Origin of the sequence: Lyngbya sp. PCC 8106, from assembly GCF_000169095.1 — a bacterium.
In the GTDB taxonomy this organism is placed as follows: domain Bacteria; phylum Cyanobacteriota; class Cyanobacteriia; order Cyanobacteriales; family Microcoleaceae; genus Capilliphycus.
The window spans coordinates 1-14,303 of record NZ_AAVU01000047.1; the positions used below are offsets into that span (position 1 = coordinate 1).

The 14,303-nt window shown below is 40.1% G+C and carries 12 protein-coding genes and 1 pseudogene; 8 read left to right on the plus strand and 5 right to left on the minus strand.

What is annotated here, in order from left to right; translation table 11 throughout:
* Positions 1-359: helix-turn-helix domain-containing protein (locus L8106_RS24045; protein WP_009787097.1), on the minus strand; the 359-nt coding region annotated here is incomplete at its 3' end.
* Positions 360-413: 54 nt separating this feature from the next.
* Here L8106_RS24045 and tnpA point away from each other — a divergent pair.
* Positions 414-821: an IS200/IS605 family transposase gene (gene tnpA, locus L8106_RS24050; RefSeq protein WP_009784073.1), complete on the plus strand. Its 408-nt coding sequence runs from the start codon at positions 414-416 to the stop codon at positions 819-821.
* A gap of 110 nt (positions 822-931) precedes the next feature.
* On the opposite strand, the gene L8106_RS24055 is transcribed toward tnpA, so the two are convergent.
* The 3 genes from L8106_RS24055 to gor form a co-directional block, all read right to left on the minus strand.
* On the minus strand, positions 932-2,518 hold the full coding sequence (locus L8106_RS24055) for a diguanylate cyclase domain-containing protein (RefSeq protein ID WP_009787098.1): 1,587 nt from the start codon (positions 2,516-2,518) through the stop codon (positions 932-934).
* Positions 2,519-2,912: 394 nt separating this feature from the next.
* Positions 2,913-4,268, minus strand: coding sequence for a beta-xylosidase (locus L8106_RS24060; protein ID WP_039897109.1), 1,356 nt, complete (start codon positions 4,266-4,268; stop codon positions 2,913-2,915).
* A 122-nt stretch (positions 4,269-4,390) separates the two neighbouring features.
* Entirely contained in the window at positions 4,391-5,737 is a 1,347-nt protein-coding gene (gor, locus tag L8106_RS24065) for a glutathione-disulfide reductase (protein ID WP_009787100.1), read from the minus strand.
* Positions 5,738-5,956: 219 nt separating this feature from the next.
* Here gor and L8106_RS24070 point away from each other — a divergent pair, with 219 nt between their 5' ends.
* Both L8106_RS24070 and L8106_RS24075 read left to right on the plus strand, forming a co-directional pair.
* Positions 5,957-6,577 carry a macro domain-containing protein gene (locus L8106_RS24070; protein ID WP_009787101.1) on the plus strand — a complete coding sequence of 207 codons (621 nt, stop codon included), beginning with the start codon at positions 5,957-5,959 and terminating at the stop codon, positions 6,575-6,577.
* An 82-nt stretch (positions 6,578-6,659) separates the two neighbouring features.
* Positions 6,660-7,886 (plus strand): glycoside hydrolase family 10 protein, encoded by a 1,227-nt coding sequence (locus L8106_RS24075; RefSeq protein ID WP_009787102.1) that lies wholly within the window; start codon positions 6,660-6,662, stop codon positions 7,884-7,886.
* A 49-nt stretch (positions 7,887-7,935) separates the two neighbouring features.
* Here the strand turns inward: L8106_RS24075 and L8106_RS24080 are convergent, their stop codons facing one another.
* Positions 7,936-9,234 carry a hypothetical protein gene (locus L8106_RS24080; protein ID WP_009787103.1) on the minus strand — a complete coding sequence of 433 codons (1,299 nt, stop codon included), beginning with the start codon at positions 9,232-9,234 and terminating at the stop codon, positions 7,936-7,938.
* A gap of 488 nt (positions 9,235-9,722) precedes the next feature.
* Here L8106_RS24080 and L8106_RS24085 point away from each other — a divergent pair, with 488 nt between their 5' ends.
* The 5 genes and pseudogenes from L8106_RS24085 to L8106_RS34610 all read left to right on the plus strand — a co-directional run bounded on the left by L8106_RS24085 (position 9,723) and on the right by L8106_RS34610 (position 13,732).
* Entirely contained in the window at positions 9,723-10,244 is a 522-nt protein-coding gene (locus L8106_RS24085) for a photosystem I assembly protein Ycf3 (protein WP_009787104.1), read from the plus strand.
* Positions 10,245-10,350: 106 nt separating this feature from the next.
* Entirely contained in the window at positions 10,351-10,641 is a 291-nt protein-coding gene (gene gatC / locus L8106_RS24090) for an Asp-tRNA(Asn)/Glu-tRNA(Gln) amidotransferase subunit GatC (RefSeq protein WP_009787105.1), read from the plus strand.
* Between the two features lie 558 nt (positions 10,642-11,199).
* A pseudogene (locus tag L8106_RS32545) lies at positions 11,200-12,442 on the plus strand (RNA-guided endonuclease InsQ/TnpB family protein).
* 217 nt (positions 12,443-12,659) lie between these two features.
* Positions 12,660-13,325 carry an RNA-guided endonuclease InsQ/TnpB family protein gene (locus tag L8106_RS34605; RefSeq protein ID WP_369749539.1) on the plus strand — a complete coding sequence of 222 codons (666 nt, stop codon included), beginning with the start codon at positions 12,660-12,662 and terminating at the stop codon, positions 13,323-13,325.
* Positions 13,326-13,441: 116 nt separating this feature from the next.
* A complete protein-coding gene (locus L8106_RS34610) occupies positions 13,442-13,732 on the plus strand; it encodes an RNA-guided endonuclease TnpB family protein (RefSeq protein ID WP_009787110.1) in 291 nt (96 codons plus the stop codon).
* Positions 13,733-14,303: the final 571 nt, after the last annotated feature.

Here is a 14,303-nt window from a genome sequence, read left to right on the forward strand (position 1 = left end):
AATCGAGGCTTACCGCTACGTTTTCCATTTTTATCTCCCTTGATATAACGACTAAAAGCTAGATCGACTCGTTTGACCATATCTTGCAAAACATGAGCATGGATGTCTTTATACCAAGGTCGCTCTTGTTTTAATTGAACAAGGGATCTTTTTTGTTTATAGTATTCTGGTTGTTCTCTAGGTTCAGCAATACTACAAACTAAAGGACAAGAATTAACGTAATTTCTGTTGTTTTCCCACCAATCAAATCTATCAGCTAACAAATAATTGTACTGACACCTTAATTTTTCTAGCCAACTGTTGAGACGACAACGTTGTTCGTAATTAGGTTTTAAACGATATTGGTAAGAAATTATCATGGTAAACCTCGACCTGTTACAATGACTGTAACATAAAACAGGCACGGTGACAACATGAAAGATGATTTTGTCTCTAGCGGGAGAGCAATATCAGACTTAAAAGCCCACTTGGTTTTGACAACTAAGTATCGACGTAAAGTGTTTACAGGAGCTATAATAGAGCGACTTCAAACCATCATATGGGAACTTTGCCGTAAATGGGATTGTCAGATGATTGAAGTTAATGGGGAAACAGACCACATTCATTTGCTTTTCCAATATTACCCACAATTAGAATTACCTAAGTTTGTAGGTAACTTAAAATCTATAACCAGTCGTCGTTTAAGAACTGAATTTCCAGAATTAGCTGATGTTTATAGAAAGTCAGTTTTATGGAATGAATCATATTTTATTGCTAGTTGCGGAGGTGTAACTGTTTCACAATTAAAAGAATATGTTGAGAATCAAAAAACTCCTAATTGACAAAATTTCGGACATCGAGTCCTTAATTTGTCGGGCTATCCTTCCCGACGTTCATCTTCGATAGAACGCGGGGCTGTCGCCATTAGCTCAACAACTGCTCTATGTTTGATTTATCCTAGTTTTGTCGAGAGTAAACATTTACACAGTTGAGAGGCTCCGCGATCAAGGGCTTGTTCTGCCGCTTCGGGTAGCTGTTCTGCTGAACTCCCCAATCGAGGAATCGTGCTAGCGATCCCAAAACTCATCGACAAGTATTGTCGTTCATCTGTTGATTCTGGGGTTAATTTAATTTTTTCAACTTTAGCTTGAATCGTTTCAACCAGTTGTATGGCGATCGCTGAATTGGCTTTGGGTAATAACACGGCAAACTCAGTTTCGTCATAGCGAGCAACGAGATGATGAGGATTTTTGACAGCAGCATTAATGGTTTGAGCTATTTGTTTGAGGAATTGTCCGGCTGCTTGTTTTCCATAGGTTTCGCGATAAAATGAGTAATAGTTTAGATCACACAAAACCATCGAAAAAGGTAAGGATTCTGGAGAGAGATGATCCCATTTTTCGTAGAGGTATTGATTGAAGCTTTGACGATTGAGCAGTTGAGTTAAGTTATCAATACCGGATAAGTATTTTAATTTCTTTTTGGCCTCCTCAAGTTGCTGATAAAGTTGAGCTTGATTGATGGCAACGGAGAGTTGATTGGCAAAACTATAAATTAATTTTAAATCCGATTCTTGCCAACTATGTCCCGGATTTTTCATCACTAGGCTTAGACTTCCCCATATCTCTGAGTGAGAATACAACGGTACGGGTAGCCAAGCTCCTGGACTATTGTGCAGAAACTCATCAATTTTATTTTCGTCTATTTTGACTTCTTTATGGTTCGTCATGTTCGCGGTGACATAAGCGGGAACTTTTAAAGGAATTGAGGACCCTTCTCGATCAAGTTTAACGAGATTGCGAGCCTCAAATCGTAATAATCGTGGATGATCCAATTGTTTAATCGGTTCTAAACTTTCTGGGGAATTGACCGCAAATTCAGCTTCGGGGGAACGATACTCAGCTCGACTCAGCCAGCATTGTTCATCGGCAAGATATTCAACAATTTGCACAGATAAAACTGGAAATATTTTACCGATTTCTTCAACTGCTGCCGAAAAAACGATCTCTAAATTAAAAGAAGATCGCATCACTTGCGTCAGACGATTGAGAGCTTGTTCTCGTCGATTTTGTTGTTTGATTTCCTGTTCCATTTGTTTGCTATGTGTAATGTCAATTGTTCGACAAAGATAGCCTTTAAACTGATTTTCTTGATCGCGGAGAACATTAACAGACAACTTCACCCAAATAAAATTTCCTTGTTTGTGGTGTAATTTAATTTCATATCTTTCTTCTTTTTTCGCCAGAGTTTGATAGGAGCAAAGCTGAGAAAATGCCGGATGTTCTCGATCTAAGAACAGAGTAAAAGATTTACCGCTCATTTCTTCTACCGATGTTCCTAGCATTTCTGCCATCTTGTGATTTAAAAAAGTGATCTTTTTATCTCGATCTAAAATGACTATTCCTTCCAGTCTAGTTTCTAGAAATTGACGAGATAGTTGTTGAATATCGTTTAAATTTGATAGGGGATCAACTGGACTCAACTCTACCTCAGAATAAGAGGTAATTCCCGAAAAACCATAATTTTCGAGTAGTGGCATTTCTTGATGACACTGAATACAAAATCCTATCTTTTTGTGGTCACTAATATGAACCAATAGGGGTTCAGAACAGCACGAACATAAAAACTTATGCACAGTTCTAGATCACCTCCTCTTTTTTTTCTAGTTAAACACAGATTCTATGATCTAGGATAAATCAATGAACATAGCTTATTTATTCTTCTTTACAATTCTTATGTAAATTTTGTTTGAAATCAACTATACTTTTAAAAGTGCAGGCATTATTTTCGAGATATTTTGAAGTTTTCAAACATTTTATGAAAATTTGATACATTTGAGAAAGTCTATCTGATTAATAGTCATCCCTCGGAGGAGGGATTTTGTTTGACTTTCAGCAGATCAGAGCCGATAATACAGTTTCAACAATCTGGCTTCAACGAATGGTGAGTAAGTAGCTTTCGTGCAGTTTTAAATTCGGAATAGTTAGACGAACGATTTGATTACCGACAGAGATTTGGTCTTGTTTAACGGTTTCGAGTTGGGAAATCACCTTTTCTCCAGAATCAGGAATTCTCGCCACAGCAAAGGTTAGCGGTTTTCCTGAACGAGCAATATCAAGCTTTTGTAAATTTCTCAGGGTCAAGACAACTGTTGCTCTCCCCGGCGAGGCGCCCTGTTCAAAATAGCCAAACAAAATTTGAGCTTCACCTTTGGGGTTAGACTGACTGGCTAAGGCGACGACTCTAGGGTTACTCGACTCGCTCTTGACTCGGGAACTCAACCCATCTGCATAGGCTTTATACACCCACCACACCGCTCTCGGGGCTGACTGTTCGGGTGTCACTAAACCATCGAGGCTTTCATTAAAACAATTATTACGTCCCCCGCCGATGGGTTCCCAACACGCTTTACAAGCACCATCAACCCGACTTTGTTCGGCGTAAGTCAGATATCCTAAATTTTCTGCGGGGCGATATTGAGCAATTGGCCCAACAATTTCATTGAGATAAATTTTCTGAATTTTGAGGCTTTGATACTTGGAATTTTGTACAAATGAACGCCGGACTTCATCAACATGATTATTAATTCGGGTAATCTCTTGATCGTTGAGTTCGTGCCAAGAAATAAAGTTAACTTCTAAGTTATTTTCTTGGCAATAATCTAAGAAATCCCGCAAAAAACCTTGATCATATTTGGCAATACTCGGCCCTCCAATCATTACATTCGGCCCGAGTTCTTGACGAATAGCTGTGTAAGCTCGTTTGTAGGTTTCAAAAAATTGTTTTCGACTTCCTCGCCAAAAGGGATCTTTAAGATCTGGCTCGTTCCAAACATCCCAGGTCATATTTTTACCTTTATGTTGTTGAGCAAGTTTTCTAACGTGTTCTTCCCATTTACTATAATCTTCATAGGGCCAGCCACGGGGTTTTCCATAGCCCCAAGTATCACTTAAGAGTAATTGAAATTGAGAACCGATACCTGTAATTCGAGGATAATGCTTTAATGTAGAGGTTCGCCACAACTTCGGTTGCAACGGACTTAATTTATCGTTGGGGGGTTTGTTATCACCAATACCATACAAAAAACCACTCATCGAATGAATCCCCTGGAGAGGCGCACCAAAATCAATCGCAACGGTGGCTTGAGTTTGTCCCAAAACAGGAGACTGTCTACTTAAAAAGGTCAGTAATGCAAAACTGATAAACAATAATGCACAAAGGGTTCGGAATGGCTTCTGCTTAAAATATCTGAGGTGAGTAAAGAGATTGAATGGTTTTAATTTTTCCATTGATAAAATGTTGGAGTGCCGATGATTAAATTAATCAGGTCAATTATATCAAGTCAGGAGAAAAAAGAGGGATAAATGGGTTGATTTTTTATCCTCTCTTTTTCTAATTAAAGTTCAATATTCTAACGCATGGTTACGAATTCCTCGCCACTGGTGGGATGAATTCCCATTGTCTTGTCAAAATCTTTTTTCGTCGCTCCCATATTGACTGCGATCGCAACTCCTTGAATAAGTTCAGCCGAATCTTTGCCGACCATATGCGCCCCTAACACTCGATCAGTGTTGGTTTCAACAATTAACTTCATAAACACTTTTTCATCGGCTCCAGTTAAGCTGTGAAAGAGCGGACGAAAACGAGTGGTATAACATTTAATCGCCTCACCAAATTTTTCTTTTGCTTGCTCTTCTGTCATCCCAATTGTTGCCGCTTCGGGTTGAGAAAAAACGGCTGTCGCAATATTTTCATGGCTAATAGATTGAGGAAGATGACCATATTCAGTGTCAGCAAAAGCACGACCTTCAGCGATCGCAACGGGGGTTAAATTGACCCGATCTGTGCAGTCTCCAACGGCATAAATATGAGATTGAGACGTTTGACTATCTTGAGTGACAGCGATCGCATCTTGATTCATTTCAACTCCGGCATTTTCTAACATTAATTTGCCTAAGTTGGGTTTGCGACCCGTCGCACAGAGAAGTTGATCAACAATTAATGGTTTTTCTGCGTGTTCACCTGTGAGGGTAATTTTTAAACCTTCATCGGTTTTTTCAATCTTTTCAATGGTAGTATTGGTGAGAAAATTGACGCCATGTTTACTCATTCCGTCTTGAATATTACTACGGACATCTTGATCAAATCCTCGTAAAATCCAATCTCGGCGAATAATCTGAGTTACTTCACTTCCTAAACCTTTGAGAATTGATGCAAATTCTACTCCAATATAACCTCCTCCCCAGACTGCAAATCGCTGCGGTTTTTCAGTTAAAAGGAACATATCATCCGATGAAATACTATGTTCAATTCCAGGAATTTGAGGTTTAACCGGGTGTCCTCCAGTGGCGATTAAAATCTTATCGGCTGTCACTTTGCGATCGCCAACTTCTAGGGTATGGGGATCGATAAATTTAGCATATCCGCGAATCAATTCAACGCCTGCTTTTTCCAAAAAACTAATGTGGAGTTCACTCAAACGTCGCACTTCTTTATCAACAACATCGACTAATTTTTTCCAATCAAAGGAGGGTTCTACCTCACTCCAACCATAGCCGAGTGCATCTTTATAATAGTGAGAAAAATGGGAAGCATAAACCATCAATTTTTTGGGAACACAACCCCGAATCACACAGGTTCCCCCAACGAGATCATTTTCAGCGATCGCCACCTTCGCACCGTAGGAAGCCGCCCGTTTGGAAGACGCCAACCCGCCTGAACCTGCACCGATTACAAATAGATCGTAGTCATAAGCCATAATAAAATTGCCTCGTGTAGAGAATTTTCTGAAGTCTTTTCGCTGTGGTCAACTCGATTGTGCAGTTAACTCTTGGGATTCATTATAAATATTAACATATGGGAGTAACAAGATAGATTAGGGCATTTTTAGCAAGGGAAAACTCACCCTGAAGACACCGAGACACAACCAGAGAATCAAAATGGATATTGATTAGTTTAAAATTAAAGTTAAACTCGAATGGAGTTAGGAACCTTGAAACTGATTTTAGTAGCACCCAACCCCGCTTTAGCTGCGGCTTTTCGAGAACATTTTCATTATTTACCGGATGTAAAAGTTATCAACGATTCTTTTGAGGCGGTATCGGAGTATGATTGTTTGGTGAGTCCGGCTAATTCTTTTGGCTTGATGGATGGCGGAATTGATGCTGCAATTATTCAGTATTTTGGCAAAGAATTAATGATCGCAGTTCAAGATAAGATTTTAGCAGAGTATCTCGGCGAACAACCTGTGGGAAGCTGTTTAATTGTGGAAACAAAACATCCCAAACATCCTTTTTTAGCCCATACACCAACCATGCGGGTTCCCATGTCGGTGAATGGAACTGATATTCCCTATGTGGCAATGTGGGCAATGTTGCTGGAGATTCGCCGTCACAATTTACATCAAAAGCGACAAATTGAAACGGTTATTTGTCCTGGTTTTGGAACAGGAATTGGCAAGGTTCCCTATACAGAAGCCGCCCGTCTAATGGCGTTGGCTTACGATCATTTTGTTTATCCACCGACTTCGATTAATACTTTTTTTGCCGCCGAAAGACAGCTTCAAATTTGGGAGGGAGGAAAGTCTAATAAAAGTTAATAATGAATTGCAAATTTCAGTTATTTCAAATTTTGAAAAGTATTAAAAAATGAGAGGACGACGCAAGAGACTTGACCTGTTAATGCTTATTTTTTTGAGTTTATGTTTAAGCTTTGCACTGACATGGACTCGTTTCTATCCGACTACAATTCCGAAAAGTTCAGTAGCAGCTAGCGATGAAATACGAGGAGTTTGGATTACCAATGTCAATAGTGGTATTTTGTTTGTTCCGGGTGGAACTGAATTGGCATTAAATCAACTTTCACAATTAAATTTTAATACCGTTTATCCGGTATTTTGGAATCGAGGAACAACCTTTTATCGAAGTTCTACCGCCCGTCGAGTTACAGGACGCTTTCAAGATTCGTTACTGAATTTAATCCATTTAGGAAAAGATGTTTTATCTGATATTATTAGCCAAGGACATCAACGAGGTTTAAGAGTGATTCCTTGGTTTGAATATGGGTTTATGGCACCGATCAATTCTCAGCTTGTCCAACGCCATCCCGAATGGATTACTTTACCAAACAGTTCTAAATTTTTAGCTATTCCTTCTCTAAAGGATTTAGATGATGCTTTACTGCCCAACTTTCCACCGAGTAATAAATTGTCTGGATGGTTGGGGATTAAAAATGTGTGGTTAAATCCCTTACATCCTCAAGTTCAGAGATTTATAGAAGACTTAATTATTGAAGTCGTGATTAAATATGATGTTGATGGTATACAATTTGATGATAATTTTGGAATGCCAATAGAACTGGGTTATGATTGGTATACTCGTAAAATTTATAAGCAAGAACATGAAGGTAAACTTCCTCCAAATAATCCCGCAGATCCCGAATGGATGCGGTGGAGGGCGGATAAAATTACAGCTTTTATGAAAATCTTACATGATCGCATTAAAGCCGTCAAACCAGACTGTCTGATTTCTCTCGCGCCGAACCCCCGTGAATTTGCTTATAACGAATCTCTACAAGACTGGCAAACCTGGGTGAAACAGGGTTTAATTGAGGAGTTAATCTTACAAGTTTATCGAGATAGCCCTAAAGCTTTTGTAAGCGAGTTAGACGATCCAGAAATTCTAGAAATTCGGGGTAAAATTCCGGTCGGAATTGGAATTTTAAGCGGTACAATGGGACATCCTGTGGAGATCGAACAAATTCAGCAACAAGTGAAAGAAGTTCGCTCACACAACTTTCAAGGAATTTCTTTTTTTTACTGGGAAACACTGTGGAGTTATTTTACTCCAGATGCACCCCGAGAACGTCGGAGAGTATTTGAAATTTTATTTTCGCCTTCGCCCTCCTAACGTTCTACAATTCATGTGTATCAACTGCTCTCAAACCATGAAATTCCAATCAAGAATTAGATTCATTTAAGCGTTTTTGCCATTCTGCATCAATTTTATCTGCTTGTTCGAGTTCTTGTTCGACTAAATCGGATTCGGTGGTGTAAGCTAAATCTTTTTGATCGATCACTGTTTCTGCGGCAAATTGATGAGCAAAACTCAGTTTTTGTTTAACAGAATCCTGAGCTTGATTCAATATTGCCATCCGTTCTTGTCGGTTTTGATTGCGAACCTCAATGCGAGCATTCTGCCATTTTATCCAAATAAAACGAATCAAAGGAACGGTTAAAAATCCAATCCCATAAACCAACAAAAGCGGGAAAATAACATCGACAAAGGCAACCAATCCACCTAAACTTTGAACCAGATTCTGATCTTGTAATAAACTCGCCAAAATGATCGCCCCGACAATATTGGCAACACCCAAACCTGCGGCTAACATTAATTGACCAGAACTAGCTTGGCTAAACTTCCACAATTGTTCTTTCAGAGAACTCACAATCGCTTGAGGACGATATTGGTTAGCCGTCGTTTGTAAATCGGGGAAATGATAAACCAGTTCACCTTGAGGACTCACTTTTGGATAACCATTAAATCGAGTCAAAACAGGTAACATATAGTCTTCGTATTCTTCCTCTTGACGACTAATTTCATCGAGATAGGGTGCAACCTGTTCAGCAATAATAGCCCCCTGATTGTTGCGAATTAAGGTAGCAATCGTTTTCCAACGTCGTTCTTCTAAATTAGCATTCGGATTTCCATCTCCAAAGAGAAAAGAAAAGACAGCTTCTAAAAAGTTGTACTGATTGTCTTTGGGATTAGCAGAACGTTGACGTCGTTGATGGTAATAATCATCATCATTCCAATACAAAAACCAATACCAGTTCGAGCCAAACCACAAGCGAGGAACAAAGATAAATCCACCGCCACTATCACTACTTCCACCGGAATCATCGCCATCTCGACTGGAATTCATCGCAATCAAAATAATGGCAATACTCACAAAAATCAGCACAATAGAAGCCAGTAGGAAAATCCCAAAAGAAATGCGGATGATATAAAATAACACACGCCAAACTTTTTCCCACCATTCTTGCAATTTTAACCGCCAAAATTTATTGCGGAGAACAGTCCGAAAATCCTGGGAGAACTGAAACGCAATTTCCCCAGACTCAGCGACTTGAAGATGTCCTCCAGCATCAGAAGCCAATGCGAGAAGTTGTTGTTGAGCGACGTTAACATCGATTCCTGCTTGGGCGGCTACGTCCCCAACTGTGACGCGATAGCCCAACTGCTCAACCGATTTCATTATCGAAGGGTTTGGTGTCATAGCGCGTTTTTTTGCTCTAAAGCTATCTCCATATACTTACTTCTAGTTTGACATACTTCCTCCGTGAAGCTTTGTCCTGATGGGGAATTTTTTAACTCACATTACCGAGGAGAGTTATACATAAAAGTAGACCCTTTATGGCTTGATTTGTTTATATTGTCGGTTGCATCCTTTTTTGTTAAGCGGCTTGTATAGCTGTCGCGGCTGTCAATTAGGAGGCCCGCAATTTTGTTAAAATATAGTGAAGATGCGAGTTTGACCTCACGACTTCTGAGTTCTGCTATAACAACAGTCCTCTGACGACATCTGAGAACAATTTTTCAGCCCGACTTCAGAAAAAGTTAACGACAAGCTAAAGTATAGAATAGGCTCTTTTAACGGCATGAGTATAAACTCAACGGTAATCAAGGGCAAATTCAAGTTAAATTAATGATCGCACAACTCTCAAGCACTGGAGAATCAAGTTAATGCCCAGATCACAACGTAACGATAACTTCATCGATAAGACCTTTACGGTGATGGCAGATATCATCCTCAAAATTCTGCCGACGAATCAAAAATCTAAAGAAGCCTTCGCCTATTATCGTGATGGAATGTCCGCCCAAGGTGACGGCGAATATGCAGAAGCTTTAGACAACTACTATGAAGCCCTGAAACTCGAAGATGACCCCAATGATCGTAGCTATATCCTATATAATATCGCGTTGATTCATACCAGTAACGGTGAACATGAAAAGGCATTAGGTTATTATCATCAGGCAATTGATCTCAATCCCCGAATGCCTCAAGCTTTAAATAATATTGCGGTGATGTATCATTATCGAGCCGAACGAGAAAAAGAAGCTGGAGATGAGGATAAAGCAGAAGAATATTATCGTCAAGCTGCCGAACATTGGATACAAGCCATTCGCCTTGCTCCTAATAACTATATTGAGGCTCAAAACTGGCTCAAAACCACCGGACGCTCTAATATTGATGTGTACTTCTAAGCCCTGATTAAGTTGAGGTCAGTGACCTGTGGTTTGGCAAGAATGTTGCAGTTAACGCTGACAAGTTTTGATTTTCTGACTCTCTATATTCTCTCTTTATTGAACAATGATTGATCGCGAACAAGTCCGCAAAGTAGCTCATTTAGCTCGGTTGAAAGTAACGCCCGAAGAAGAAGAAAAGTTTACAACTGAACTCGGCAGTATCCTAGAATATTTTGAACAGCTTAAAGAACTCGATACTGAGAATGTTCAACCCACAACTCGGGCGATTGATGTCAGTAATATTAGCCGACCTGATGAGTTGAAACCCTATGAAAATCGAGAGTCTCTGTTAGGAAGTGCGCCCTCATCGGATGGGGATTATTTTAAAGTTCCCAAGATCTTAAAAGAAGAATAAAGTTGAGACGGGTTTCTTTGAATGATTAGTTTTACAGTGACCAGTGTTTTCAGGGGTTAGTGATTAGTTCAATTTAATCTTCTGTACTTCTGAATTTATACTGTTCACTGTTTACTATCAGGTAGCTTTAAGCAATAAACTTGGCTAAAAATATTAGATCTAAAAGCCGAAGAAGCTGAATAAAAAAGAATTTAAACCGGGCAGGACACAATAATATTTATAGACAATTACTTAATTCATATAAGTGATCAAGTTAGAGGGAGATAAAAGCATGGCAAAAAGGTTTCTGTTTATTTGACTTACTAACCTACAGTCCAGAACTCAATTGGATTGAAACAGAATGGCATCAAATTAAAACTCATTAAATTTCTGGAAGAATGTTCGAGGATGAAGATGATTTAGCGATCGCCGTCAAGGAAAGCCTGAAAAATAGAAGTCAAAAATTGGGTGATTATCTTCATCTATATTTCGGCAGGAGACCCACGCCATAAGTCTGAGTTGGCGATGGGAGGAATGCCGACTGCTATGCTTCACGATTTTTGTGCTAAACTGTGAAACATGACAGAAAAAGCCTACCGACACCGTTTGTATCCGACTTCTGAACAGGAGAACCTGTTGAGGAGGACGTTGGGTTGTGTGCGTTTAGTATACAACAAAGCACTAGCAACACGCACCGAAGCCTGGTATGAACGGAAAGAACGGGTTGGCTATTCTCAAACTTCTTCAATGCTGACAAGCTGGAAAAAAGAGGAAGAATTAGACTTCTTAAATGAGGTGAGCTGTGTTCCACTCCAGCAAGGATTAAGACATCTGCAAACTGCTTTTACCAACTTCTTTGCGGGTCAGGCAAAATACCCGAACTTCAAGAAAAAACGCAACGGTGGAAGTGCAGAGTTTACGAGCGTCAGCATTTAAGTTTAAAGGGGGTCAAGTTTACATTGCAAAGTGCAAAGAACCTTTACCGATTCGGTGGAGTCGTCAACTCCCTAAAAATTGCGAACCATCTACCATTACGGTCAAACTAGATCCGAGTGGTAGATGGTTTATTTCTTTGAGGATTGATGATCCAACGAATCAGAAGTTAGAGCCTGTCAAAAAACAGATAGGAATCGATCTGGGAATCACCAGTCTGTTCACCACATCTGACGGGGTTAAAGTTTCCAATCCCAAACATTTTAACAAGCTGCATAAAAAACTCCGACTCGCTCAAAAGTCTTTTAACCGGAAAACTAAAGGTTCAAAGAATAGAGAGAAAGCCAGAGTTAAAGTTGCTCGTATCCAAGCTAAAATTGCCGATACTCGTCGTGACCATACTCATAAGCTAACCACCCAACTAATTCGTGAAAATCAAACAATTGTAATTGAGGATTTAGCTGTGAAGAACATGGTCAAAAATCACCCTTACGGGTGAGCCAGTCGCTTCAAGTCGGGGAACCCGCCCAACGCGCTGGCTCACAAGTTAGCTAGAGCAATTAGCGACGCCAATTGGGGTGAACTTGTCCGACAACTGACTTATAAAGCTGAGTGGTATGGACGGGAATTAATTAAGATCGACCGTTGGTTTCCCTTAACAAAGCGATGTTCTAATTGTGGTTATATCGCAGAGAGAATGCCTTTAAATATCCGGGAGTGGGATTGCCCTAAATGCAATTCTCGCCATGACCGAGACATCAACGCTAGTATAAACATTTTGGCGGCAGGGCTTGCCTGCGGAGCGACTGTAAGAGCTCAACAGAGTAAATCTGTTAAGCCAGGTGCGAAAAACTCTTCAAGAGAGAGAAAGAAGCAGGAACCCAAATAGTGATGTTTGGGAATCCCACGCCAAAAACGAATGTGTTGGCGATGGGAGGAGGTCAACAGTATTAGATCAATTTAAAATCGATAATTGTTGCAAATCAAAGGTTTGCTTTTTAACCTTTAACAGGGTGAGCGAGAAGTCCCCAATCTCAGCAGAGCGGATTGGGGATGAAAGCGAACTAATTGTGTTAAAATCTTGATCACTGAAAGTTTCATTGCTAATGTTGAAGGCGACTAGGTTCCGAATTTACCCAACCACAGAGCAAGAACAGCATCTTCTTCAAAGCTTTGGTTGCTGTAGATTCGCTTGGAACTATGCTCTAAATCTTACCAATGAAACCTATAAAGCTACAGGAAAAGGCTTGAGTCGGTTTGCTATTCAGAAAGAGATAACTAATCTCAAAAAAGAATACGAATGGATGAAAGAACCTTATTCTCAATGTTTACAAGTAATAGCTCTCAATTTATCCAGGGCTTTGAGCAACTTTTTTGAAGGGAGAGGACGTTACCCTAGATTTCAGGCGAAACATTATAAACAATCAATTCAATACCCTCAAAATGTTAAAGCGGTTGACAATGGTTTTAAATTTCCCAAGATGGGAATTGTTGATGCCAAAATACACCGTCCGATTGAGGGCAAAATAAAGACTGTTACGGTGTCGCTGAATGCTTCGGGTCAATATTTCGCTTCTGTTTTAGTTGATGATGGACAAGAGATTCCTGAAAAGCGGACAGAGGGGAAAGCGATTGGTCTTGACTTGGGGTTGACTCACTTTGCTATCACCTCAGATGGCTCTAAATTTGATAATCCCAGGTGGATAGCTAAACACGAACACAATTCGTCGAGCCAAGCAGAAACGTTGATCAAGGCGGCAAAAAGGTTCTAGTAATCGTAACAAAACCCGTAAACAAGTAGCAGTCATCCACAATAAAATATCAAGATGTAGAGAAGATTTCCACGCTTTAGCTATCACGCAGGATAGTCAACGAAAACCAAGTTGTTGTGGTAGAAAATTTAGCTGTCAAGAATATGGTTAGAAATCATACCCTTGCCAAAGCAATCTCTCAAGTAGGATGGGGACAGTTTTGTACGATGTTGAAATACAAAACTGAATGGGAAGGAAAGGTTTATCAAGAAGTTGATCGTTTTTTCCCAAGCTCCAAAACTTGTAATATTTGCCTCAATCAAGTAGGAAGCCTTCCCCTTGATGTGAGGCTTTGGCAGTGTGATCAATGCGGGACTAAACATGACCGTGATATCAACGCAGCACTGAAGTGCGATTCGTTCAGTTGAAACCTAGAAATAGGGGGATGACTGGCTTCTGTTGAGTAACTAACACGTTGAGTTCGCACTTAAATCCTCAGCAGAAGACAACTTCATAATCTTATAGGTGAGTGTGAGTACCCTAGAAAACACAAGTCCTATCCTGTCGGTACAACAGTGAAAGCAGTTTCCCCAGGGTCGCGACTAGCCCTCAACCCCTGAAGCGGGAATCAAAGCGGAAAGATACTGATAGCCTAATTTGGTATCCCGTCAGCAAGTCACTATGGATAACGCAAGTGAAGGTACGTGTGAATCATCGTTACTGCGAACCAGTGGAAAGGCTAACACACTGGAAGTCCCAAAAGGGCAAGGTCAGGGTGATAAGAGGATTTCTATCGACTTATCTGTACCACCCTTAAACTCGGTGAAAAGTACCATCCTAACGTGACAAACCTGCATATTATGAGGAACGAATTAACCTACCTGCATACTCTCAACCCAGGTCGAGCCGGTTGAGTAGTCAGCTAAGACGCAAAACTCTACATATTGTAGGTTGCAGGTCGGGAGAGATTGGGTCAGAAGCGAATGCCGGGCCGTAATG